Origin of the sequence: Vibrio sp. dhg, assembly GCF_003443775.1 — a bacterium.
GTDB classification, from domain to species: domain Bacteria; phylum Pseudomonadota; class Gammaproteobacteria; order Enterobacterales; family Vibrionaceae; genus Vibrio; species Vibrio natriegens.
Map to the genome: position 1 here is coordinate 59558 of NZ_CP028944.1, position 26060 is coordinate 85617.

At 45.5% G+C, this 26060-nt stretch carries 14 protein-coding genes; 9 read left to right on the forward strand and 5 right to left on the reverse strand.

Annotation, left to right across the window (positions count from 1 at the left end):
* The first annotated feature begins 72 nt into the window (after positions 1-72).
* From DBX26_RS16000 to DBX26_RS16020, 5 genes are all read left to right on the forward strand, one after another.
* Positions 73-543: a nucleoside deaminase gene (locus DBX26_RS16000; protein WP_118119921.1), complete on the forward strand. Its 471-nt coding sequence runs from the start codon at positions 73-75 to the stop codon at positions 541-543.
* Between the two features lie 120 nt (positions 544-663).
* Positions 664-1257 carry a cysteine dioxygenase gene (locus DBX26_RS16005; protein ID WP_118119923.1) on the forward strand — a complete coding sequence of 198 codons (594 nt, stop codon included), beginning with the start codon at positions 664-666 and terminating at the stop codon, positions 1255-1257.
* A 1309-nt stretch (positions 1258-2566) separates the two neighbouring features.
* Positions 2567-6343 carry a S8 family serine peptidase gene (locus DBX26_RS16010; RefSeq protein ID WP_118119925.1) on the forward strand — a complete coding sequence of 1259 codons (3777 nt, stop codon included), beginning with the start codon at positions 2567-2569 and terminating at the stop codon, positions 6341-6343.
* Between the two features lie 818 nt (positions 6344-7161).
* Positions 7162-8244, forward strand: coding sequence for a membrane protein (locus DBX26_RS16015; RefSeq protein WP_014234351.1), 1083 nt, complete (start codon positions 7162-7164; stop codon positions 8242-8244).
* Between the two features lie 881 nt (positions 8245-9125).
* Positions 9126-11255: a D-(-)-3-hydroxybutyrate oligomer hydrolase gene (locus DBX26_RS16020; RefSeq protein WP_254063592.1), complete on the forward strand. Its 2130-nt coding sequence runs from the start codon at positions 9126-9128 to the stop codon at positions 11253-11255.
* A gap of 135 nt (positions 11256-11390) precedes the next feature.
* Here the strand turns inward: DBX26_RS16020 and DBX26_RS16025 are convergent, their stop codons facing one another.
* From DBX26_RS16025 to DBX26_RS16040, 3 genes are all read right to left on the reverse strand, one after another.
* Complete coding sequence (locus tag DBX26_RS16025) at positions 11391-12902, reverse strand: sigma-54-dependent Fis family transcriptional regulator (protein ID WP_254063594.1); 1512 nt, start codon at positions 12900-12902, stop codon at positions 11391-11393.
* Between the two features lie 555 nt (positions 12903-13457).
* The gene (locus DBX26_RS16035; protein ID WP_254063596.1) at positions 13458-13754 is read right to left on the reverse strand and encodes a hypothetical protein; all 297 of its coding nucleotides are present in this window, start codon (positions 13752-13754) and stop codon (positions 13458-13460) included.
* A gap of 123 nt (positions 13755-13877) precedes the next feature.
* Entirely contained in the window at positions 13878-15668 is a 1791-nt protein-coding gene (locus DBX26_RS16040) for a S8 family serine peptidase (protein ID WP_118119932.1), read from the reverse strand.
* Positions 15669-16020: 352 nt separating this feature from the next.
* Between DBX26_RS16040 and DBX26_RS16045 the strand changes: the two genes are divergently transcribed.
* Positions 16021-16593 (forward strand): protocatechuate 3,4-dioxygenase, encoded by a 573-nt coding sequence (locus DBX26_RS16045; RefSeq protein ID WP_118119934.1) that lies wholly within the window; start codon positions 16021-16023, stop codon positions 16591-16593.
* Here the strand turns inward: DBX26_RS16045 and DBX26_RS16050 are convergent.
* Positions 16586-19303: a cation-transporting P-type ATPase gene (locus DBX26_RS16050; RefSeq protein WP_118119936.1), complete on the reverse strand. Its 2718-nt coding sequence runs from the start codon at positions 19301-19303 to the stop codon at positions 16586-16588. The two genes, DBX26_RS16045 and DBX26_RS16050, sit on opposite strands and share 8 nt — an antisense overlap.
* Before the next feature lie 260 nt (positions 19304-19563).
* Between DBX26_RS16050 and fdhF the strand changes: the two genes are divergently transcribed.
* The 3 genes from fdhF to DBX26_RS16065 are packed head-to-tail and all read left to right on the forward strand — an operon-like array spanning position 19564 to position 23619.
* On the forward strand, positions 19564-21756 hold the full coding sequence (gene fdhF / locus DBX26_RS16055; protein WP_118119937.1) for a formate dehydrogenase subunit alpha: 2193 nt from the start codon (positions 19564-19566) through the stop codon (positions 21754-21756).
* Positions 21753-22805: a 4Fe-4S dicluster domain-containing protein gene (locus DBX26_RS16060; RefSeq protein WP_118119939.1), complete on the forward strand. Its 1053-nt coding sequence runs from the start codon at positions 21753-21755 to the stop codon at positions 22803-22805. Before fdhF ends, DBX26_RS16060 begins: the two co-directional genes overlap by 4 nt.
* Positions 22795-23619: an FAD-binding oxidoreductase gene (locus DBX26_RS16065; protein WP_118119941.1), complete on the forward strand. Its 825-nt coding sequence runs from the start codon at positions 22795-22797 to the stop codon at positions 23617-23619. The genes DBX26_RS16060 and DBX26_RS16065 overlap by 11 nt, the downstream gene beginning before the upstream one ends.
* Before the next feature lie 17 nt (positions 23620-23636).
* Here the strand turns inward: DBX26_RS16065 and ppsA are convergent, their stop codons facing one another.
* Positions 23637-26051 carry a phosphoenolpyruvate synthase gene (ppsA, locus tag DBX26_RS16070; RefSeq protein ID WP_118119943.1) on the reverse strand — a complete coding sequence of 805 codons (2415 nt, stop codon included), beginning with the start codon at positions 26049-26051 and terminating at the stop codon, positions 23637-23639.
* Between the last annotated feature and the right edge of the window lie 9 nt (positions 26052-26060).

Genomic DNA, 26060 nt, shown 5'->3' on the forward strand with positions numbered 1-26060 from the left:
AACGGTTACGCTCTCTTATAGTGTTTTCAGATTCAATAAGGGACTTAAAAACATCAATATATGGAGTTAGTGATGAAACACGACATTGAAAATCTGAAACTCACCATTGAGTTAGCAAAATTGAGTGTGGAAAGTGGGAATCATCCTTTTGGCGCAATGTTGATTGGTCCAGACGGAGAAATACTGATTCGTTCTGGTAACACTTATCAGCAAGATAAGGGAGTCGGTCATGCTGAGTCTAATGTCGCTCGCCTTGCTTCTCGTCAATATCAACCGGAATTTCTAGAGAAGTGTACGTTAGTGACATCAGTCGAACCTTGTTGTATGTGTGCCGGTTCGATTTACTGGGCTGGTATTGGTAGCGTGGTGTTCGGGCTTACAGAAAAGCGTCTCGCTGAATTAACTGGCGACAACCCTGAAAACTTAACGTTAGATTTAGCCTGCCGGGATGTATTCATGGCAGGACAGCGCAAAGTTGAAGTCCGTGGGCCATACGTTCAGCTAGAGGAAGAGATTGCTGCTGACCATATTGGTTTTTGGTAAGGAGAAATATCAAGAGGCTTCTACCTCTCAGTTCTCTGCATAGCTCAAGCGGAAATCCAAGGCCGACTACACGACCTGCTATAGTTAAAACGTTTTATCTAACGAGACGGAAAGTCAGCAATGAGTAACACATCCAGGTTAAGGGACTTTATTCACGCCTTCACACATTTGGTCGATAAAGCGGGCCAAGATGAAGCGCGTATTATGATGGACGGCAAACTGCTTCTCTCCGAACTTGTCAGCTGCGATGATTGGTTACCTGATGAGTTCGCCCAACCAAATCCAGAATCGTATCAGCAATACTTATTGTATTGCGACCCATTGGAGCGCTTTTCCGTGGTGAGTTTTGTTTGGGGACCTGGTCAGCAGACGCCAGTGCATGATCACACCGTGTGGGGTATGGTCGGAGTAATGCGAGGTGCTGAGTGTTGTGAAGAGTTTTATCTGGATCCAAAATCGAATAGATTACAACCGAATGGGAAACATCAACTCCAATGTGGTGACATTGACCTAGTATCACCTCGTATCGGAGATATTCATAAGGTATCAAACGCTCACTCTGATCGCACGTCGATCAGCATCCACATTTACGGTGCCAACATTGGGTCTGTGAGTCGACATGTCTATGACTCACAGACAGGGGAGGTAAAGCGTTTTATTTCTGGATATTCAAACAAAGTGCTGCCGAATATTTGGGACCGTTCAACGGAGTAATGAACGGTCTGTTGATGAGTATTGACCAATGAGACTAGAAAGGTGCTACGCCGAAGCAGCTGTCTTCTTCAACGGTCAATTTCAAGCTCAAGCTTTAGCACGAAGAACATCTCACCTGTAACACGAAAATATCCCTTAATATATTGGCTCACTTCATTCGTTATTTTGTGCAATAGCGATTAATATTTACCTAACACTCATAAAAATAAGTAGTCGTCGTTTAAAACGAACGCGTAAGTTATTTAAAAATCGTGCGGTTTATGGAAGTGAGTGTTTATATAAAGTAGTTGGTCCTGAAATAATATAGAAACTGGGAACTCTTATATCATTATAATTACTATGGACAAATAGTATAAATATTGTCTTCAATAACAGCGGGAATTGTGTGCGATCTTCCAACCATTATCTCTGCACTAGCGCCTAGGGTAATAAATATTCCGCAATCGGTATCTCATACGCATTAATTAAAATTGCAAAGAACGGTAACCGTTACGCACTAATAAAGGTTGCTGAAATATGTTTAAAAATTAATCTCTGCGCATGGTGCTCAAAAGCTTGGAAGAAGTCCTTAACAGACGTCGATTCGCGTGTACATCATGAACCTATTGAATGAAAGTCAGGTACTCTGAGGATCTGTGTAGCCATTTGTCATGAACAGATTGCCAATGAGTCTCTTATGAAAATGATGTAACGTACGTGTAGGAAAATCACTAGTATCCCATTAGTGACTTTATCCATTTAACTCATCACGTCATTAATTTAGCGGAGTATTATATTTTAAAATAACACCTTTGAATTAGAATCACATTTTGTGCGGTAAATGAATGAAAATTTAAATATTAAAATCATTTAAATATTTTTGATGCGGCTAGGCTTTTATTTTGATTTTAAGTGAGATTTTGATGATATTTGAAGTTAAATGTTATCGAATATATTTTTAAAACGACGATTTTATTGAAAGCACTTTGCATTATCTGGCGTGATCTTATCCGCATGTATAGTGTTTCTTGTATCCATTAATATTGGTTTTAGAGGGTTTATTTAATATAACTACTCTCTGTTTTAAGGAGATGATAAGATTTTTAAACCGTACGCTAGTACGTTTAAATATAAATTTTATCCTCATAAAAACGAAAGTTGACGGTAAAAACACATAGTGATTATCTGGTGTAAATAATGTGGTAGTCATTTTTCTCATACTCAGGGGCTGTATGTACTGTGTTTGAAATAAAAGAGATTTGGTTTGCAGTCTGTAAAATCAAACGATAGCAAACTGTATAAATATAAAAATTTAGATATAAGGGAATATATGAGTAGTCGCTTTAAGCGCAGCAAGGTTGCTGTGCATTGTTTAGCGTTATTAGGTGCAAGTATGTCACTATGTACGCAAGCTGAAACGGAATTGGCTGCGGTACAAGGGGGAGCTAAAGGGCTTGAATTCACCTTGATTACTGGCGACAAAGTCAGTGCAGTTGTGAATAATGCCGGTGAACTTGGTGGTATTCGCATGCTGAATAAAGACGGTGTGGAAATTGCCACTTCTGTTTTCAAACGTGGTAAAGACACCTACTTGGTGCCAGCCAAAGCACAGCCTTTTGTAGACTCACGCGCCATTGACTTAGAGTTGTTTAATATCAATAAGCTCTATCAGTCAAATTATGATGACGCGAGCACAGACAATCTTCCTGTGATAATCGAATACGCAGATGGATCGCTTGCAGGTGCAGCAACGCCCACTGTAATCGAAGGTACTTCGCTGACCGGTGAAATCGAATTAATCGACAGTGCCGCATTTGGCATCGAAAAAGAGAAAGCCGAGGCTGTATGGGAAAGCCTGACACAGGATGGACGCATTGAAGGAGTTTGGCTTGATGCTGTGATTCATGGTCATAAGCAATCTGTTGGCACCACGTTAACACCTACCGTACCTTTGACAGGCGCGTTGGGCCCTTCAGCCGTCACGTTTAATGGTGAAGGCGTTACAGTAGCGGTATTGGATACTGGCTACGATGTTGAGCATAGTGACTTGAGAGGGCAGGTGATTGGCTCAAAAGATTTTTCATATTCAGCAAACGGTGTTGATGATTTAAATGGTCACGGCACTCACACGGCTTCAACTATTGCAGGTACGGGGTCAGAATCGAATGGGTATTGGGCAGGCATGGCGCCTGGTGCTGATCTTCTCGTTGGTAAAGTTCTGAGCAACAGCGGTGGTGGCAGTACTTTCGGTATTATTAATGGCATGATCTGGGCCGTCGAAAATGGCGCAGACATCGTCAATATGTCACTAGGTGGTTCAGCCACAGCCTGTGAAGGCCCAATGGTAGACGTGGTTGAAGCATTTAGAGATCAAGCTCTGTTTGTTATTTCAGCCGGTAACAGCTTTACCCGTGAAACGGTGGGTTCGCCGGGCTGTGCGCCAAGCGCCTTGACTGTAGCTGCACTGGATCGTGAAAATCAGACGGCTGTGTTCTCTTCGCGTGGTCCATCACCAGATGGCCACTCAGCGAAACCAGATATCGGCTCACAAGGTGTCGATGTCGTGGCTGCTGCATCTGGAGGCGTGGGTAGCAACGCTTACCGCTCTTTGTCGGGTACATCAATGTCGGCACCTCATGTTGCAGGTGGTGCGGCGATTGTATTACAGGCTCGTCCAGATCTATCTCCTGTACAACTCAAACGCGTTTTAACTTCTTCAGTCTTTGATAATGACGCTCATGTGTTAGAGCAAGGCGCAGGCCCAATGGATGTGAACCGCGCTATTACTCAACCAGTGATTGCCGCGCCAAATGTAGAACTAGGTCGCTTTGTTGACGTATCATCTGCTGTCAGTGTCGATGCGCATGTGACGCTGACCAATATCAGCAACAGTGATGTAACTTATAAGCTGAGCATGGATCTGATCGGCGAAGACGGTATAACGCAATTGCCTGCGACTCTGGCGGGTTTAGGCGTTAAATCAGTAACGGTACCAGCGAATGGTTCAGTGGACGTGCCAGTTTGGATTGAGCCACAAGTGGCGCTGCGCGATGGCGCTTATGGCACCATAACTGGACGTATTAAAGGCGAGGGTACTGGTCAATCGGATGATCAAATTATTGTGCCTGTTTCGTTTTTGATCCAGCCGCCAGAAGTCGAGCTGACATTAAACGCGTACGATAACCGCGGCAAGCCTGCAAACAGTTTCTCTAAAGCCTATATCATTAATGAAGAAGATGACTGGGGGCATGCTCTTTCCTTTACCAATGGTCAAGCCAGCATTAGCCTGCCTAAAGGTAACTACAGTGTTATTTCACACATTGTAACTTACGACAATGACTCTGATTTTGGTGGACTACCAGAATCCGCAGCGCAGATGGCCTACCTTGATCACAAAGTCACTTCAGATACGGTACTGACTTTTGATGCTGGTGTGGCAGAAAAAGTGGAGTTTAAAGCGGATAAGCCAATTGATACACAGGGCTTCTCGTTTGGTTTCACCTACGCTCTGGATGACAATAAAGTAGCGAAACTCGCTGCGATTGATTTGATGCCGGATTATGTTGAAAACATGTATCTGTGGTCACAAGGTTACGACAGCCGTTTCCGTGCATTTTTATCTACTCATGCAACCGCTCCTGAAACTGTGCTAAGCATGGAAAATGGTCAGCAGTTACATGCCGTCGCACAAGGTCTTGCTGTTGGTTTTGATGGTGAAGGTAGCGCTGAAGTAGTACCTGTTGGTGAAGGTGGTTACAGCACAGATTGGAGCCAATTTGATTTGGCTGGCAAAATTGCTTTGATCCAAAACCCTTACAATGTCACTTCTTACATGGTGAAAGGTGCGCTGGAACAAGGTGCAATTGGTGTACTTTTCTATCGTCCAGGCACTAATGGTCGTTATAAAACAGCCTTTACTGGTATCCCGACTAAGCCGATTGTTGGCTTAAGTGCTGAAGAAGGTGAAATGTTGTTTGCAGAAATCCAAAGTGGTCGCAATAAGGTGAGTTGGTCAGGTACTGCCGTTGATAAGACGCCTTATACTTACCAACTACATCACATCACTGAAGGTCACAACAAAGGTGGCTTAATTCGTGTGCATGATAAAGACATGTATCACATCAGTGCTGCGTACCATGCTCAAGGTGAGGAACGTCCTGTTTTCCGCGACATGATGGCTCAAACCAACAGCACTGGTGAGTTCTATTCAACGGGCAGTCCACAAATGTTAGTTGCACCGGTTGTACGTGATGAATATTACACCGCAACCAGCAAAAACACCTGGACCAACATTGTAATGCAAGGCAGCCGCATTCAATCGGATGGCGCGTATTTTGATGGCCCACGAATTATGGAAGCTGGCGCTAAAGAAGAGACTACCTGGCTAAGAGGACCAAAAGGCGCAAGCTTGAACACGAGTTCTCATTCTGTTGGTTACCGCGATACCAATTTGATTCGCTGGAACTTCCCGCAGTTTGGGGATGCGTCAGGTCACGATGCTATTGCAGGTTACAATGGTCGAGCAGCCTATGGTTTATGGGTAAATGGTGAGAGCACGTACATGGACACTGGCACCTTAACCATGCCTGTAGAAAGTGCGGAAGTGCGCCTGGAGCTACGTAATTATAACCGTGGTGTTGCTGAGCGTTCACCGATTGACGACAAGCTAGGTTCGTTTTATCAGGGTATCTTTACCTTTATGACTGACCAAAGCATGCAAGGTGCGCAACCTATTTTGGTGCCGAAAATTGATGTTCCAGTCGATATGCACAACAGCCATCCCGCAGGCGAGCCTGCAAAAGTTGTTCTTTCGGGTGAAATGGACAGCAATGAAGATGTGACTCTCGCAGAAGTGACCCTGCAATACGCTTATGGTCAGGAATGTGTAGTGAGCTATGTTTCTGCTTACTCGTACTGTCCAGTTTATGACAAACTGAATGACTCAGATTGGGTCAATGCTCAAGTGGCTTATGAAGATGGCCAGTGGGTTGCTACCGTGCCAAATGACGCGGAAGCAGGTGAATTTGTTCACTTACGTGTAGTAATGAGCGATACAGACTCAAGCTCTGCGCAAGTTACAACATTACGTGCTTACATGCTCAAATAAAGCTCGCTTATGACAGCCACGGTGACAATCTTTGGCACAGTGTGGTTTTCTAGAAAGTAAAAGCCCCGAAAGGGGCTTTTTTATTGTTCCCATTTCCGTATTAGGCAAAGGCTAGGGTTACTACAGCAGCACTTCTAGCAAGACAGAGCTGCTGCTCAATGAATGAACATATCAACACATTTGAACACACATATCACATGTCTAAAAAATAGATAACTTGTAAAAAAACTCTGATTCCTCAGCGCAATGTTTTCTTATCTTTATTATTTATCTTATTCTAATTTAAGGGAATTTCACCTTTTAATGCTGAGGTTCTTAGTCGGTGTGTCACGAAGATTGTGTAATATCGAATATTTAACATCACTCAGTAGTGAAATGCTTAAATGTACACAATATCATCACAAAAATAAGAAACATTCCCATGGAAAAATAGATCGTAGTGAATAGTTAAATGAGAAGTAGGTTATAGTAAAACTATAATCAATGATAAGAGAGGTTATTTTTGTTAATTTAACTATTTGATATGTCTAGAAAAATAATTAAAATTTCTCATATCTCTTCCATATTGTTTAGATTAAATAAACGTCAATAATCGCACTATACTCTAAGAGTTAAACTTTCAAGAGTTTTAACAAAAAATTAGCAAACTTCCACTTTTGATCACATATAAAACAACACACTATGCAGTTCTGTTAACAGATGTGATACTTATTGCTCCCGCTGTTGTTACATCAATTAACAACAAGTAACCAAAAGAACTACAACTACAAATACAATTACATAAGTTGATTAATAGTCGACAAGGAGATTTGCCTACCATGTGGAACATTCTTAAAATCGCGAGTGCGTTTATCGGAATTATTGTCGGGGCCGGATTTGCCTCCGGACAGGAAGTATTGCAGTACTTCACAAGCTTTGGACATTGGGGCACAGCAGCCGCGGTGCTGGCAACGGCCCTATTTGCATACCTAGGTATGATGCTGACAATGCTTGGCTCTCAAACCAAGACCATGTCACACAAAAAAGTCATCTACCAAATTAGCGGCCGTTGGGTTGGCGTTATCGTAGACTATGTGATTATCTTCACCTTGTTTGGTGTAGGCGTAGTAATGATTGCCGGAGCTGGTTCCCTTCTAACACAACAATTTGACCTGCCAGGATACGTCGGAAGCGCTCTTCTAACGGTCCTAATCGGCCTGACCGCAATGATGAATGTAAATCGTGTTGTCGCGGTTATTGGTAGTATTACACCATTTTTGATTGTTGCTCTGGTCGTTATTTGTGCCTACAGCATCATCACAATGGATCAATCTTTTGATACCTTAGCGCCAATTGCTGAAAGTGTTGAATCAACACTACCTAACTGGTTTATCTCAGCAATCAACTACGTATCTTTCAACCTAGCGGTGGGCGCGGCCATGGCACTGGTTATGGGCGGTGCGGAATCAAACCCTAAAGTTGCAAAACTGGGTGGACTTCTTGGTGGTGCTGGAGTCGGTGTACTAATCGTACTTAGCCACTTAGCACTATTTTCTAAGATTGAAGTGGTCGCAGAATACCCAATGCCGCTACTAAAAATCATCGATATGATTTCACCAGCACTGTCAACCTTTATGACATTCATTTTGTTAGGTATGATCTTCAATACCGCAGTGAGCATGTTCTACGCATTTGCAGCTCGCTTTGTACCAATGAAAACGGCTAAAGCGAACAAGTTTATTTTTGCTACCTTGATTGTTGGCTTTGTGGCTAGCTTTGCCGGTTTCACTCAGTTAGTTGCTGTATTCTACCCGCTGATCGGTTATTTAGGTCTGTTCCTTGTTGGTGCCCTTATCTATGCTCCAATTAAACTAAGAAAAGACGAAGCACAACTTCAGCAACCAGCTTTTGCTGCCGAATAATGTTGATTAACATTGACTAATAGTAAAAACGGCAGACCGGACCAATCGGGATGCCGTTTTTTATAAGAGTCAGTACATTGCCTATCTAACCCAACTATAACTCTTCAGCTTGAACAATATTCTAAACATGTCGTTCACTATAAGTAGGGCAGTATCTTCGTCCATATATACCCAAACACGTGTTATGCCTCGATGTGCGAACTAAGATGAACCGCTAGCGTTGTTATACAAAAAGTAATGAATTGGAAAACTTAAGCTACGCCGAGCTGATTTACGCACAATACGGTTCAATTCTTCTGCAGGTGCTTCCCGGTAGGAGTGTAAAAACAGCGGATTTGGACCCTCAATACATCACTGGTGGATTGAAGTGTTGGAATGGACAGAGAGGAGAGAGGAACCCCCACGCTCAACCTGACTGACATATCTCATTGAACGCTGAATACGCTCGGCCATCTCAGCTAGAGTTACGCCTTTAGCCTTACAAAAATCCCGAATCTGGCGCCAATGCGTAGGTTATCGCTATCTACTGTTTCATTTCTTTTTTATTCATATTGTTGGGTTATAGAACCCGCTCTTATAAATCTCATGTGCCTGAGTTTCAATTCAAGAATTTCATAAGTTCACTTTTGTTGGAAACGGTTATTCATGTATACCGTTTTATAGGTCTCTTTCTCATTGTCTTAAATTCAGGATAGTGTCCAGTGTTTTAGACGGTCATGTGTCCAGCTTTCTGGATATTAGTTAGCAGGGAAGATAGTAAATCATTGTTTATCAGCTGGTTAAGTGTTTGGCATATATCTTGGATTAGGTTGAGTTACGTTGGATTGGTTCGATTTTTATCGATTCTGAACAACTTAGAAAAACAACAAGACGAGGTTGATATGCAAAGGACTGTTATTTTAACGACTGCCAGCTCACTGGTGCTATCGGGTTGCTTAGGCTCTTCCGACAGCTCAGAAGAAACCACGGATTACAGCGTACTGCCCAGTTATCTTTCTGGTTCGGTTGATGTCATTCAGGTAGATGGTATAAGTGATGATTTGCTCACAGGTATGGCTCTGAATAGCAATACTGGTGCAGTAACACCGGAAACGGTGGGGATAGGTTCTAGCCCGGAACAGATCCGTCGCTACCAGTTAGGAGCCAGCTATAACAGTATGATGGATCCGGTAACTCCTGGTGGCTGGGGTATTCATTGGGGGCCTTTGGTTACAGAAGGGATTAGTTCTCATACAGTAGAGACATTTACCGGCCAGGTTTCAGGTACGGAATATCAAGCCATTGTGGATGATGGCTCTGGTAAAACCAATGTCAAACTGGTGGTGCAGGTTCCGAGTAGTTTCTCTACTGAGAGGCCTTGTATTATTGCCGGGCCATCATCCGGTTCCCGTGGTGTTTATGGGGCGGCAGGTACGGCAGGTGATGCGGCGTTAAAACGGGGTTGTGCCGTAGCCTATACCGATAAAGGCACCGGTGATGGCGTACACTTTATTGGCAGTCAACAGGTGATTAATCTGGATGGAAAGGTTGTTGATGCCATCAGTGCAGGCTCTTCTTCTGCATTTACCGCTGAGTTTGCAGAAGGCTTTGCGGATGCTGCTGATCCGCGTACTGCAACAACCAAACACGCTCACTCCCAGCAGAATCCTAGTAAAGACTGGGGCTTGAATACCTTGCAATCCATTGAGTTTGCTTTCTATGCCTTACTCCAGGCTTATCCTGATCTGGCTTTTAATCCTGACAATACCACAGTGATTGCAGCCAGTTGGTCCAATGGCGGGCGTTCTGTACTGATGGCAGCAGAGCAGGATACGCAAGGGCTGATTGATGGTGTGGTTGCTGTTGAGCCGAGTACGGCAATGAATCAGCATGATTTTACCATTACTCAGGGGGAGCGCAGCTGGGGGCCTGAATCGGTAGGCTGGAGTTTATACGATATGCATGCCTTTGGTGCGGTGTATCAGCCCTGTGCTAATAACCTGACCGAAAACGACAGTGCCGATCTGGTTAACTCTGCTAAGTCTCCTGAACGTTGTACCCGCCTGCAACAATTAGGGCTGTTAACGTCCTATTCTGCTGATTTGCAGGTACTGGCTCAGGAAGCACAGGATCTGATGAATACTGTCGCGGGGTTCCTGCCTGAGCAGAATCTGGGTATGCCAGCGTTTACTAATATGTTTTCTGAAATCACCAATACTTATGGTAACTCCTACGGTCGTTATAGTATCTCAGACCAGCTGTGTGGTATCAGCTTCGCCAGCTATAATGGCGGGACGAAACAGTTTGAGGTGCTGAGTGATGAAGATAAGGCGCTGCGCTTCCTGGGACAGAATATGATCGCTGGTGGTAGCCGCTGGATTCAACCGGTCAATATGAATTCGTATGATCCTTATGGGGCGACGGCGTTTAACTCCACAGCGGATAAAAATCTGGATGCAGATCTGTGTTTCTTTGCGATGTCCCACTACGGAAAGGCCAAGCTAACTGAGTTGGGGATTCTGGATACTTACAAAGGCAACGGTGATTTTGACCGGGTTCAGGCGGGTATTCAGGAAGCGATAATGAGTGGTGATCTACAGGGTAAACCAGCCATAATTATGCATGGTCGTGCCGATCAGGTGGTTGCACCAAATCATGGTGGTCGCGCCTACTACGCCCGTAATCGTCAGGTAGATGCCCGCGATGATGTCGTGTACTGGGAAATCGAAAATGGCCATCACCTGGAGATGTTTGCCTATCTGTTAGCCCCGAACCTGGGTTTCTATGCCACACCACCTAATATGCAGCATCGTTATGCCTATATTCATCCTTACTTTGAACAGGCGCTGAATCAGATGTTTGCTCATCTGAGCTCAGGCGAGGCGCTGGCTCCGAGTCAGGTGGTTCGCACGACGTCGATGCAGGAAAGCGGTGAAGAGCAGATTACAGATGACATGTTTGGTGAAGTGCTGGCTATGCCGGGTGATGATGCTGTCCGCTGGCAGGATAATACGCTGGTGATTCCTCATTAATCCGCTTCCCTAAAAACAGTTCTATTATCGGCTGCCCCGATCAGTTCTCTTGTGCTGGTCGGGGCTTTTTATTTCTACAGGTTAATACGCCTTTTCACCGACTGATAGGTATGAGTGGCAATGAGTGTTTGCTGTTCATGAGTTCTTTATGTACTGAATATCCAGCTTACGCATCTTTTCATACAAACTTGCACGGGATATGCCCAGCAGCTTAGCTGTTTGTACCTTATGCCCTTGAGTGTAAGCAAGTGCGGTTTCAATAGCTTTACGCTCTGCTCGGGCAATCTGTTCATGCAGTGGTTGTGGTGGAGTGTTGGCCTGAGGCAGAGTGGGGGAAAGTCGGTTAGCTGACGAGAGAGTATATATAGGCAATCCCGTGTTCGGATCTATTCTCGGTGATATTAGTTGCGTCTGTGCAGTCTGTTGAAACTGTGCTGTTGGAACTAACAGTGACTGAATCAGTTGGACATCAATCTCGGTGTCTTCCTCTGCCATAATCACCGCTCGTTCCAGCAGGTTTTGCAGTTCCCGTACATTGCCCGGCCAAGAGTGCTGACACAGTAGGTTAATGGCATCTGGTGTCAGGTACTTAACTGGCAGATGCAGTCTGATACAGAGCTCATCCAGCAGGCGTTCTGCAATCAGGTCAATGTCTGCCTGACGCTCCCTGAGAGGAGGCAGATGGATCGGCATGGCATTAAGGCGGTAGTAAAGGTCTGCGCGAAACTCGCCGTTTTCCACCATTTTTGGCAGATTACGACTAGTGGCGGCAACGATGCGAATATTGACTTTTTTTACCTTATTGGAACCCAATGGCTCAAACTCTTGCTCCTGGAGGGCTCGCAGCAGTTTACTTTGCAGCTCCAGTGGCATATCGCCAATTTCATCCAGAAACAGGGTGCCGCCATCGGCCAGCTCCAGTTTACCTTTACGCCCCTTGTTGGATGCGCCGGTATAGGCTCCGGGGGCGACACCAAAGAACTCTGCTTCGATCAGGTTATTGGGAATGGCGGCGACATTAAGTGAGACAAAGGCGTTATGGGAGCGGGCTGAGAGTTCATGCAGGGCGTGGGCAAACATCTCCTTGCCGGTGCCTGTTTCGCCGGTCAGTAGAACAGAGATATCAAATCGTGCCGCTTGTCGTATCTGATGTTTGACATTCTGCAGTTGTTCGCTGCGGCCAGTAATCTGAGATAAGCGGTATTTATTTTGTCGTGCCTGATTTAACTCCTGGGTGACATTGTCCAGCTGTTGCTGCATTTGGTTGAAGCGGTTGGCCAGGGAGTGAAAACCTTTGCGTTGCTCCAAAGCAACAAAACCAAAGGCTCCGATCACCTCTCCCTGATCCGATTGCAGAGGAATCACGCTCACCAGTGTCCACTGTTGTTTGACCCATAACAGTTCCAGCAGTACCGGTTCTCCACTGTCGGAGACTCTGGGTAGAAAACTATTATGAATATAACGGGTGATCGGCTCACCTACAGGGTTATGGCTCAGCCCCAGAAACTGACGATAGCCCTTACTTATCCAGGTGATGCGGTGCTGTTGGTCAATAGCGATGGTATTGCTATAAAAGGTGGCAAAGGAATCCGCCAGGGTTTTGAAGGCGGAGTCCTTGAGTGTCGCTGTTGCATGTAGTTCTGTCATAATCAGCTTATTATTTTTTAGAGGCACTCTCTAATTTATATCATGGCCCCGACCATGAGAGAGATCCATGAGAATGGCCGGCAGAATCGCCATGGTGAATGGTATCTTCAGAGTATCGTTATTCATAATCCCTCTTACTCTAGATTTTTGAGTATAAAACTCAAAAGTAACTGAATAAAAAAGATAACATTTCGGTCACAAAAAGAAATAAATTAATTTATATATTTGTAACAACTTTCTTTGTCCCAGGTAACAGAATTTATATTATTTTGGGGTCATGACTCAAAATCGGAAAAGTGGTATTACTGCGCTTTATTGTAGGTGCCATTAGGATGCTTCCGATGAATGTAATTGACACTCACTTTTCGAATTGAAAAGTTGAGCACCCTGGTAATTGAGTAACGAAGTCAGCGCCCATCAACTTTGACGGCGTGTATACTCCTGCTACTGAATGAGATATTAATAGGTGTTCAGCAATGGCGAGAGAGCCTGTAACGGCCAGGTCGTAACCATTCGTTGTAAGGATACGGACGGTTTTCTTCATTCCCTCTGCATTTATTGCTTCTCCCCATACATAAGTTTTTGTCTCTTCACTTTACCTGCAACAAGAGCATCGATAATGGTCGAGTTCGTGATGCTTTGCGTCTTACCCGGACCATAAAATTCAGGCGCACGACAGATAACAGCTTCGATTGAACCTTGCTTAATCGCGTCAAGCAGCATACCAGTGATCTGAGCACGAACTTGTCCTTTAACTCTATTAGGTGCAAAAGGCGCGTTCTCTAATTGAGGTGAATCGGTTTGTGTAAGGTTGAAGCGCGAAAAGTAATCGCCTTTGAATTGACCTCGCAAGACGACCGCTAGAAGTAGTTCTAAGTTCTGATTTATAACTTAATGTTTACGTAGTGATGAAAGGAACAATCCCTTTCAGCGCACTATATGCTGAAAGGGACGTCAGTCATTAAAACTGTGTGGCTAAAACTCAACTGTCACTGTATCAGAACAGTCACTATTTCCAATGCTGCCAGCGTTACATACGTGATACGTGAATGTGCCCCCACCTTTACCAAGATTGGCGTCAGTATATTCCCCGTTATCAACCACATTTTCGATGAGTGGGCTACCATCCCGGTATATATCTATTTCTTTGCCGTCATCTGTTGCAGTCCATACAAGATCAGCGTACATGGTTCCTCTGACTTTGCGAGGGATAACGGTGAGATCAATACCATAGCCTGATCCACCACCTGCGTTAGGATCGTCAACCGGAATGTTTTGTGAATAAGTACCTGTTACTCCACCGTCATCAGTTACCGTTAACGTAACAGTGTAGGTACCATAGTCTTGATAGGAGTAACTTGGATTCTGAATAGTCGACGAATTACCATCACCAAAGTTCCACAACCAACTTTCAATATAACCATCGCTATCATCAGAGACGTCAGTAAAGTTAACGGTTAGCCCACTAACATCATCACTATCAATCGAATGGGTGAATTCTGCCGTAGGTGCTTGATTAGAGCCTTGATCAACTTGAACTAGATTAGGGAACAAGTTACTAACATCCAGTAACGGTTCTTGAGTCGCGTCATCCGAATCATCGGTCCAATCAAAATTACCCGCACCTACAACGACACCATATAATATAGACACATCTGCTGCATTTGAAGGTGGACTATTACTCGCCAGTAGCGCCAGGGCACCGGCCACATGCGGAGAAGCCATGGATGTACCACTAATTGTGCCGTACTCTCCCTGCTCCAGTGGATAGGTAGATCGAATACAGACGCCCGGAGCTGCAATATCAACAGCACTACCCCAGTTACTGAAATCAGCCAGAGTGTCATCTTGATCTGGGCGACAGGTCTGAGAGCCAAAACCTCCAGGCGCACCATCAAAGTCTGCCAGGGCACTTACGGTTAATACGTTATCGAATGCTGCGGGGCTATAATTATTAGCATCATCGCCATCATTACCTGCCGCAACAACAAAAGCGACACCAGCGTCAACGGCTCCTTGAATGGCATCGTATTCAGCCTGGTTGAAACCAGGACCGCCCAGACTCATATTGGCCACTTCAATATTTCCGTTAGCTGCTATCCAATCGATCCCAGCAACGATCCATGAGGCATAACCGCTGCCTCTGGAATTTAGCACCTTCACTGACCACAGACGGGCACCGGGGGCAACCCCAACCACACCAATATCGTTATCCAGAGCCGCTATGGTTCCGGCTACATGAGTACCATGATAGTGGTCATCATCACCACCACTACCACAGGTTGTGTTAAATGGCCCTCCAGTTGCACAATTAACGCCTCCAACGACATTCAGATCCGGGTGCTCAAAATCGATGCCGGTATCAAGTACAGCAACATCCACATCTACTCGATAATCATCGTTACTATCAATATCAATGCTAGTATTCGTATCAGCGAAAATTCTTTGGATACCTGTTGGAGGGATCTGAGCTGAAATATAGCGTAGATCATCTGTGGCGACATATTTGACCTTAGGGTTTCTTTCTATAGCCGCAATCGCTTGGGGCGGTACTGTGATAGAAAAGCCTTTCAGGGCGTGCTGGTAGATAAAGCCAATATTGCCGCCAACCTGACGTGATATTTCGTTGGCTGTAGCCGCTGGGTTATCGATATGGTCATGAAAAACGACAATATATCCTCCGGAAGGAGGCGCTGCTATCGTGATTGGTGTAACGCCAATCAACGCTGCCAGCGAGAGTAGCAGAGTAACTAAAATTGGTTTCATCGTAAGTGCTCCAAACTAGGTTAATCTTTTCCAGTGGTAATTAGCTGTCCGGATGATCTTCAATGTAAGCGTAGTAGCTGATAGCGTTATAAATAAACTCAGAAACCATCCAATTTGAGATATATAACTTCAAATAGTTAGCTTTCTGGTTAGAGTAATTGTGATTAAAGGTGAGATATTCTACGCGTTTCTGTCCGATAACAGCCTAGCCCCTAAAAGTGAAGTTTGTAATCTCCATCTACTTTGTTGTTTGACTAACTACTGAGGAGCATACCGCTAGGACGTTTACACTTAAGTGGAAAATTGCTCTGTGTACACCACAATTAAAGTAGTCAAAAATTAGGGTGGCATCATGGAACGAAGGCATTTTCTAGCTTTATGGACACTACTGTTTGCTCCATCGCTCAAAGCGACGAGTCCAATGAAACCTACACCAGCGCAAACAGAGGGGCCGTTTTATCCGGTTAAGCGAATACCGCTTCGTGAAAACTTGATTTTGCAGCCTGATGGATTAGTGGGTAAGCCCATTGTATTACAGGGTAAGGTCGTGGATACGTCTGGTAATCCAGTTTTTGGTATTAAGGTTGAGATCTGGCAGTGTGACGGTCAGGGCATTTATGACCATCCCAATCAATCGAGCAACGAAAGGTTTGATCCTCACTTTGCTGGCTTTGGTGCCGCTATTACGGACAAAAACGGGCGTTACCTCTTCCAAACCTTATATCCCGTTGCATACGGTTCGCGTCCTCCTCATATACATGTAAAACTGTGGCGAGGAGATAAAGAACTGTTAACCACGCAACTCTATCTGAAAGGCAATACTGGTAACGAGTGGTGGGGCGGTAAAGCGCGCGACTATTTGCAGTTTGAGCCAATAAAAATCGACAATCGCTTAACGGGAGAGTTTACCTTTGTGATTACATAGATAGCAGACTGCTTTTTATTTTACTTAGGCAATACTTTTCTAATTCGACTAGAAATAGCACTGAAGAGGCGACGATCACTATTCGCAGCCATACATCAAACTCTAGAGCTGTTGTTCCAAACAGTACCTGCATGAAAGGTAGATAGGTGAAGCAAGCTTGAAAGACGATCAGCACCGCGATCGCTATTAATACGTAGACATTGCCTATTAACCCTTGTCGACAAAAAGCGGTGTCGAGAATAAATCGAGTATTGAACAAATAAAATATTTCAAACATAACCAATGTGTTTACTGCAACGGTACGCGCTCTACTAATGTTTTCTTGCTGTTCCATTTCCCAAACAAACATGCTGAGAGTGCCAAGCATTAATATCAGGGAAACAAATACCACTCGCCAGATCAGGTGTGAAGTTAATAGCGGTGATTTTGCTGAGCGAGGTTTACGTTGCATTAGATTTGGTTCTTTGGGTTCAAAAGCCAAGGCTAAGGCAAGTGTAACGGCCGTGATCATGTTGACCCAAAGAATTTGAATGGGTGTGAGGGGCAAGTCTTTGAACCCCCAAACTACCGCTGCCAGTATAATCAACGCTTCTCCTCCGTTGGTTGGCAGAATAAATAGAATCGCCTTTTTCAAGTTATCGTAGACAGCGCGTCCTTCTTCTACCGCGGCTGTAATCGACGCGAAATTGTCATCGGTGAGCACCATTTCGGCGGCTTCTTTGGCGGAGTCTGTGCCTGTAATACCCATGGCTGTCCCTATGTCAGACCGTTTGAGTGCTGGGGCATCATTCACGCCATCTCCAGTCATCGCAACTATCTGTTGATGTTTTTGTAGCGTGTCGACCAGCCGCATTTTATGTTCTGGGCTAACGCGAGCATAAACATCAATGTCTTTGGCAACGGCAAAAAGCTCATCGTCTGTCAGCGCATCGATTTGCTGGCCAGTCAGCGTGTTATGTGAATTGATAAGTCCAATCTGGCTCGCGATTGCTTGTGCCGTAAGCGCATGATCGCCAGTCATCATCTTTACGCGTATTCCAGCATTCTTACACACACTAATTGCGTTGATGGCTTCTTGTCTGGGCGGATCTATAAGGCCAAAAAGCCCAAGCATGATGAGCTCATCTTTGACGTCATCAAAGGTGAGTTCAAGCTGAGTATAATGAGTTGGCCGATATGCAATCGCCAAAACCCGCATCCCTTGTTTAGCCATCATTTCAATCTGCGCGTGCCAGTAATTACGGTCAATTTCAGTGGTCGAATTGTTCGTATCTGTATCGATATGTTGTTGATTGCAGATTTCAATAACTCGTTCTGGTGCACCTTTTATGAAAATAAACGCTTGTCCATCATGATTATGATGAAGTGTTGCCATAAAGCGGTGTTCCGACTCGAAAGGGATAAGATCAGTTCTTGGAAAGTTTTTCGTCTCTGTCTCAATATCTATGCCCGCTTTCATTCCGGCGATAAGCAGTGCTCCCTCCATCGGGTCACCTTGTATCTGCCACTTTCCATCATGCAGTTGAATGTTGGCATCATTACACAACACCGCAGCTCTCATCGCCTGAATAAGAAAAGGATGCTGCTCAGGGTAAATCGATGTGTTATCAATAGTCACTTCACCATGAGGGTCGAACCCTGTGCCGCCGATTCCGAACTCGTTGTTTGTAGTAATGACTTTTTGTACGGTCATTTCATTTCGCGTAAGGGTTCCAGTCTTATCGGTGCAGATAACTGAAACCGCCCCTAGCGTTTCTACGGCAGGCAAACGGCGAATAATGGCATTGCGTTTGGCCATTCTTTCTACGCCAATAGCAAGCGTGATGGTCATAATTGCGGGTAACCCTTCCGGAATCGCCGCAACCGCTAGGCTGACAGCCGCAAGAAACATATCTGTGATCGGGTAACCTTGAATCAGTAAGCCATAAATGAAGGTAGCAAGCGCCACAATTAAAATCCCAGCGGTTAAAAGGCGACTGAACTGAGCAATTTGCTTAAGGAGTGGGGTGGTGGTGGGTTTTACTCGAGAAACCAGAGAACTGATTTTTCCCAGTTCGGTGTCTATGCCAGTTGCCACAACGACACCTGAACCTTGTCCGTGAGTAATCATCGTTCCTGAATAAGCCATGCAATAACGGTCTGCTAATTCACTTTCGGGACTGACTGGGTGAGTGGTTTTCTCTATTGTCATTGACTCACCAGTGAGTATCGCTTCAGCCACTTGTAAGCCTTTAGTGCGAACCAAACGAAGATCGGCGGGAACTCGGTCACCTGATTGGAGGATCACAACGTCACCAACAACGAGATCTTCGGCATTGATAGTCGCTTGATGGCCGTTTCGCAGCACTAAAGCGGTTGGAGCAAGCATGGATTGAATAGCATTGAGCGCATTTTCTGCTTTGCCTTCCTGCAGGAACCCAATAATGGCATTAATGATCACTACGCCTGCGATTACTGCTGCATCCACCCAGTGACCGAGCGCAGCGGTGACGACCATAACCACTAACAACACATGAATCAGGACATTGTTAAACTGGCCGAGTAAGCGTTGGAAAATCGATCGACCATGAGAAGTCGGAAGCTTGTTAGCTCCAAACTTAGCTAGGCGTTGAGATGCCTCTTGAGGCGCCAGACCGCCTGCTTGGCTAGAGAGCGTAGCAAAGGTATCTTCGATGGATTTATTGTGCCAAAGGTCGCTAATTTTATCCATGAACCTGCCTCTTACTAGTGGCACTTAAGAATATGCTCTTCGTTTTATAATTATAGAATATCGGCTAGATGATGAGATGAGAAAACAGGGGGAGTATCATGACTTAGCTCAGTGATTTTGATTCACTTTATCTCAATCAACTTGTGCATAAAGAGAACGCTATTGAAGTAACGCCTCGCGCGCTACTTTTGGTGTCAGAACGCAACGGATAACTGTGGACTGCTATAATTTATCTAAGTTCACGTAGCAAGGTTAAGGCTATGAGCTCTCAGCCGAAAAACTCATCAAAAGCTTCTAAGGCTCCGGTATCTGGTGTGGGCCATTCCATGCCATCAATTCCACTTCTCAATCATATTGCTGTTTGCCCCAAACCGACGCAAACCGTGTGCCCATTTTGCGGTGTAGGGTGTGGGATGCTGCTTTCGTGTAACGAACATGGAAAAGTTTCTGGTATTAGCCCGTTAGAAAGCCATCCTATCAGCGGGGGGAAGCTGTGTGAAAAAGGATGGAGTAGTCTCTATGCCATTTCACCTGAAAACAGAATAACTCAGCCATTAAAGCGCATTAAGGATAAATTTACCCCCATCAGTTGGGACGAGGCGCTAGAGGAAATCAGTTCATCTCTTCTTAGTATTATCGATGAGTTTGGTTCTGACGCGACTGGCGTGATCAGTAGTGCTCGAGCGACCAATGAAGATAACTACGCGGCTCAGAAATTTGCTCGTACGGTACTAGGTACCAATAACATCGATCATTGCGCCCGTATTTGTCATAGCCCGACTGTAGCAGGCTTACAGCAAGTTCTTGGCTCAGGCGCTATGACCAACAGCATCAAAGATATATTCGAGGCAGAAGTGATCGTGGTGATCGGTGCAGACCCTACGGAAAACCACAGCGTTCTCGGAGGGCAGGTGATGCGCGCCAAACTGGCCGGAGCCAAGTTAATCGTTATTGATCCCCGAGTGACGCGTTTGGCTAAGTTGGCGGATTTGCACTTGCAGCTTACACCGGGCAGTAATATTGCGCTCATTAATGCCATGATTCACGTTATTTTGAGTAATCATTGGCATGAAGAGGAATTCATCGCTGGCCGTTGTGAGGGATTTGAATCTTTAGAGAAACACGTTGAAGGAATAACGCCTGAATCCGTGGAGAGTGTTACTGGCGTCGAGGCTAATCTGATTCGGCAGGCCGCCCAATATTATAGTCAATCCGAGCGGGCGATGATTCTGTATGGGATGGGTATCACTCAGTTTGTTAGTGGTACTTCCAGTGTGATTGCGTTGGCGGATTTGGCTCTGATTTGCGGACATATTGGCAAACCGGGTACGGGCATTAATCCGTTACGCGGACAAAATAATGTGCAGGGCGCTTGTGATATGGGCTGTTTACCTAACGTTTATCCGGGATATCAGTCCGTGGAAGACAGTATTGTTCAGCTGCGCTTTTCTGATTACTGGGATTGCGATGTGGCATCGACACCGGGTTTAACATCATTAGGCATGACCAAAGCGGCGTTAGCTGGGCATTTTCGGGCTCAAATTCTTTTTGGTGAAGACCCCGTGGTAACCGATCCGGACCAAAACCACGTTCGACAAGCTTACAAATCTTTGGACTTGCTGGTGGTTGCAGAATTGACCATGACTGAAACAGCAAAACTGGCTGACTATGTTCTTCCTGCTGCTTCGTTTGCTGAGAAGTCGGGCACCTTTACCAATTGTGAACGTCGTGTACAGCATATTAACCCCGCGATGACACCTATTGGCGAAGCCATGGCGGATTGGCAGTGGTTGCAAGCACTGGCAAAGAAAATGGGGAGTGACGCATTAAATTGGAGTAACAGTGAAGAACTGTTCGATGAGATGGCAGCGATTACCCCTGCTTACCAAGGGATGAACTACGCCAAACTGGATAAGAACTACGGTCTACAGTGGCCTTGCAACGACGATGCGCCCGAAGGTACCGCGGTGCTTCATGAAAAAGAGTTTCCCATCGGACGGGCTCGTTTGACACCGGTTAAATACATACCGATTGATGAATCCACCGACTCTGACTTTCCACTGCTATTAACCACCAATCGGCTGCATTTTCACTATGGCTGTGGCTCCATGACGCGCAAATCACCGTTGTTGGAACGAGAAATCCCTCCTGGAATTTTGTTCATTAACCCTAAAGATGCTGATCTCCTCGGGATTTCTTTGTATAGCCCGGTCAGCGTTCGATCAAGACGCGGCTATATCGAAACACGAGCGGTGATCACCGATGATGTTGCGCCTGGAGTGGTGAGCATGCCTTACCATTTTAAAGAGGCACCATCGAATCAGCTGACCAATACTGCGCAAGATCCGGTCACTAAAATGCCAGAATTAAAAGCCTGTGCTGTTGAGGTGGAGCTATTGCCTGTTGGGCATAAGCCGCTCGCTCCTTGGGAAAAACCGGGAGAAGGAAAATGACAAAGACTTACCTGTTAGATTCTTTAGATGAACTCCGAATGCATTTACTACAGAGTCGTACTCTGTATCAGGTCGTTGCGAATAGTGAGAATGGGACAGAAGATTATTTTTGGCAACAAGTGCTAGCACAAGACCTACCACCTTTGATCAATCAATTACCGACCCATTCGGCTAAGGGGTTCTTCTTCACTGAAAACGAGCCACTGTACGTATTTGACGGGAAGTTGTTTAAAGAGACACTGCCAAACGTGGAACCGTTTGTTTTGTTTGGTGTGCAAAGTTGTGATTTGGTCGCGATTCGTTATCAAGACGAGTTCTTTGAGCAAGACCCATACTATCAAGCTCGCCGCAAACAAGCGTTGTTGGTCGGTGTGGATTGTACTCACCCATGTAAGCACGGCTTCTGTCCTACCGTTAATGCGGGTCCGAGTGTGCGAGACGAAACCGCGGATTTAGTTATTCATCCTTTAGACGAGGAATCATGGCTATTGGTGGTATTGTCAAAGTTGGGCGAAGAGGCAATACAAGGACTCGATCTTAAAGTGGCGTCGACTCATCATCGGAGCAAGCGCTGGGAAAATATCGCCCATTGTGAGCAGGCTTTCCCCGACGATCGTTATCTTATCGATGGTATCGAAAAAATAAGTGAAGGCAGAGTGACAGAAGAGTTTTGGCAACACGTGGGCATTCAATGTTTAGGGTGTTCTGGGTGTACGACTCTTTGTCCAACGTGCTCGTGCTTCGGTACTCGTTCAATTACAGAAAAAAATGGTTCTGAAGACCCTCATGCTTCTCAAGGTAACAATGTTTCTCAAGTCAGGTTTTGGGACTCCTGTTTATATGAGGGATTCCAGCGTGAAGCCAGCTTTCACAATCCCTCTAAGGAAGCTGGGAAAAGGGTAGAGCGGTTCTGGTATCACAAATTCAGCATTGATTTTGTACCTGAGTTTGGACGTTATGGCTGTGTGGGCTGCGGACGATGTGAGCAGACATGCCCTGGAGTTATTGGCGTACATTCACTAATGAAAAGGATAGCCGATGATGTTTAACCTAACGCCGGATAGTATCGAAATTATTGATTTTTATGATGATGGCGAAGACACGCGCCATTACCATTTTCGGCTACTCGATTTGGACACAAAATGGATGAAAACCCAAAGTGGTCAGTTTTTCATGCTTTGCGTACCGGGGAGTGGTGAAGCACCGTTTACCTTTACTCAACTACCTGACGAGACGGGAAATTTTAGAGCACTGGTACGCAAAATGGGCACTGTCACAACGGCTTTGTTCCGCAAAGAACGTGGGGAAATATTGGGTGCCAGAGGACCTTTTGGTCATGGGTGGCAAGTCAGTGAACTGGTGGATAAGAAGGTTTTAGTCATAGGTGGTGGGTGCGGTCTCGCGCCTTTGGTTAGCGTTGTTGAACAACTTATTGATCAGCAAAGTTATATTCAGTTGGAAGTGGTTTATGCTGCGCGTAACAAGAAAACTTTGTTACTTAAACCAGAGCGAGAGCGTTGGAAGCACTGCATTCCTATGTTCAACGTTGTTGAAGATCTCACTGGGCTGGATGAGCAAGATTATTATCCCGGTACGGCAATCGGCGTTTTACCGAAAGTTCTGCATTCATTTGGTGAGCAGCCAGATTGTGTACTGGTTGCCGGGCCTGAAGCGATGATGAGTGTGGTGAGCGAATATTTAGTTTCTTACGGTATCGATGCGAAAGACATTTATCTGTCCGTCGAGCGAAGAATGCACTGTGCGGTGGGGTTGTGCGGACATTGTTACCTGAAAAATCATTATGTTTGCACCCATGGCCCAACATTACGTTGGGCCGAGGTGGGTGAATTATTAACCGTATAGTGCTGTTTAAGTTTGCGTTACGGTTTGTTGGCTTGAGAAATTTCCTGTTCCGCTTTGGCAACTACTGTACAGCCTTTGGCGAACGAGTCTGGGTTGAGTGAAATTGAATCAATGCCACAAGATACAAGAAACTCAGCAAATTCCGGGTGATCAGAAGGTGCTTGCCCACAGATACCGACTTTGCATCCTTTGCTGTGTGCGACATGAATGACTTGCTCAATCAGGCTTTTAACCGCGTCATCTCGGGCATCAAACATCGGTTTCAGTTCTGCTGAGTCGCGGTCAATCCCCAACACTAGTTGAGTTAAGTCGTTACTACCGATAGAGAAGCCATCAAATCGCTCTGCAAATCGGTCGGCAAGAATGACATTGGATGGTATCTCGCACATTACATAGACTTGCAGCCCGTTTTCTCCTCGTTTAAGCCCTGCTTCCGCCATTACTTCCAGCACTTTGTCGGCTTCACTGACGGTACGACAGAATGGGATCATCACGATGATGTTATCGAATCCTATTTCTTCTCTGGCTTTTAAAATCGCCTTACATTCAAGTTGAAACGCTTCTTTGTAACGAGGATGGTAATAGCGAGAAGCTCCGCGTAAACCCAGCATCGGGTTCTCTTCATGAAGCTCAAAGAAATCCCCGCCAAGCAAGCCACGATATTCATTTGATTTGAAATCAGACATGCGCACAATGACCGGTTTAGGGTACTGACTTGCGGCTATTTTACTGACGCCAAGGGCGAGGTTATCGACAAAATAATCCGCCAGCGTATCAAACCCTTCACACCGTTTTCGAATTTGGTTTTCGACCTCAGGATCGGTAATTTGCTCTGGGTGTAACAGTGCCATCGGATGAAGCCCTATATGGCTGGAAATAATAAATTCGATACGGGTTAAACCAATCCCAGCAGTAGGTAGTTGCCACCAGTGGAAAATACCATCTGGCATGGCGGCGTTGATCATGATTTTCGTTTTAGTCGAAGGCAATGCTTTGAGATCAATCTCTTGCGTGGTGTAACTGACTTTGCCTTCATAAACCTGACCAACCGCACCTTGGGCACAACTCAATGTCACCAGTTGTCCTGATTGGAGTTTCTGTGTCGCGTGTTCGGTGCCTACAATCGCAGGAACTTTAAGCTCGCGGCTGACAATCGCCGCGTGGCTGGTTGGTCCACCTGAGTCGGTGATGATACCAGCCGCTTTACGCATTAACGGCACCCAGTCCGGATCGGTGCGCTCAGTCACCAGAATGGCTCCCTCTGGAAATGAGTCGATATCATCAGGAGACAGCACTGTGTAGGTTTGGCCGATTGCGATGGCACCACCGACACTGGCGCCTTCAAGCAACACTGGTGCGGAGGTTTTTTCCAGCTTATAGTTGACCAACAGAGCGGCATCTCTATGGGATTCCACAGTCTCAGGCCTTGCCTGAACCATATACAATTGCTGGGTTTGGGTATCTTTTGCCCACTCCATGTCCATAGGGCAGCCATAATGACGTTCGATGATCACCGCCCACTTGCTCAGTTGCAATATTTCGTCATCACTTAGTACCAACTGACTGCGTTCTTCGCTACTGGTTGGCAGGGTAATGGTTGGCTGAGTGACGTTTCCTGACTCATTGAACTGCATTTTTTCCAGTTTGTTACCGAGCTGTTTTTCAATGATAGGGCGTTTGTCTGATTGCTCAAGCAGAGGTTTATAAACCATAAAGCGATCCGGCGTGACCGAGCCTTTAACAATGGTTTCACCTAAACCCCAACTACCATTAATCATGACCACATCCGGGAAGCCGTTTTCAGTATCCAAACTGAACATAACCCCTGCGCACTGTGATTCGATCATATGTTGAACACCAACTGATAAAGCAACTTGTTGGTGCTCGAATCCTTGCTCTTGACGATAAACAATGGCGCGGTCGGTATAAAGGGAAGCGAAACATTGTTTGCAAGCTTCAAGGACGTGTTGATCACCACGAATATTCAGATAACTTTCTTGCTGACCAGCAAAACTGGCTTCAGGGAGGTCTTCTGCGGTGGCGGAGCTACGCACTGCGACGGAAGCTGAAGGCACACCAATTTGTTCACATAAAGCGTGGTATGCATCTAAGATCGCGTTCTCTTGCTCTGGGGTAAAGCTTGCTTGACTGATTAGGGTGCGTATGTTTCTACCGGCTTCCGCTAGGCTGATCTCTTCGCGATTCATCCGGTTGAGAAATTCGCCAATTGGATCGTTCAGTTCATTTTGCGCGAGAAAGTCGCGGAAGAACTGCGCGCTGGTGGCAAAGCCGTCTGGTACCCGAATACCGCTCTCACTGAGTTGGCTGAGCATTTCACCTAAACTGGCATTTTTGCCTCCGACGAGGCTGACATCTGTTTTATGAAGCTGTTGATAGCGATATATCAACGGTTGCGCGTTTTGTGTAGACATAGTCAGCGT

Coding starts and splice junctions, on each gene's coding strand:
- DBX26_RS16050 (WP_118119936.1), bottom strand. CDS start 19,303: ATGGATAAAATTAGCGACCTTTGGCACAATAAATCCATCGAAGATACC.
- DBX26_RS16005 (WP_118119923.1), top strand. CDS start 664: ATGAGTAACACATCCAGGTTAAGGGACTTTATTCACGCCTTCACACAT.
- DBX26_RS16010 (WP_118119925.1), top strand. CDS start 2,567: ATGAGTAGTCGCTTTAAGCGCAGCAAGGTTGCTGTGCATTGTTTAGCG.
- DBX26_RS16040 (WP_118119932.1), bottom strand. CDS start 15,668: ATGAAACCAATTTTAGTTACTCTGCTACTCTCGCTGGCAGCGTTGATT.
- DBX26_RS16045 (WP_118119934.1), top strand. CDS start 16,021: ATGGAACGAAGGCATTTTCTAGCTTTATGGACACTACTGTTTGCTCCA.
- ppsA (WP_118119943.1), bottom strand. CDS start 26,051: ATGTCTACACAAAACGCGCAACCGTTGATATATCGCTATCAACAGCTT.
- DBX26_RS16000 (WP_118119921.1), top strand. CDS start 73: ATGAAACACGACATTGAAAATCTGAAACTCACCATTGAGTTAGCAAAA.
- DBX26_RS16060 (WP_118119939.1), top strand. CDS start 21,753: ATGACAAAGACTTACCTGTTAGATTCTTTAGATGAACTCCGAATGCAT.
- DBX26_RS16025 (WP_254063594.1), bottom strand. CDS start 12,902: ATGACAGAACTACATGCAACAGCGACACTCAAGGACTCCGCCTTCAAA.
- fdhF (WP_118119937.1), top strand. CDS start 19,564: ATGAGCTCTCAGCCGAAAAACTCATCAAAAGCTTCTAAGGCTCCGGTA.
- DBX26_RS16015 (WP_014234351.1), top strand. CDS start 7,162: ATGTGGAACATTCTTAAAATCGCGAGTGCGTTTATCGGAATTATTGTC.
- DBX26_RS16020 (WP_254063592.1), top strand. CDS start 9,126: ATGCAAAGGACTGTTATTTTAACGACTGCCAGCTCACTGGTGCTATCG.
- DBX26_RS16065 (WP_118119941.1), top strand. CDS start 22,795: ATGATGTTTAACCTAACGCCGGATAGTATCGAAATTATTGATTTTTAT.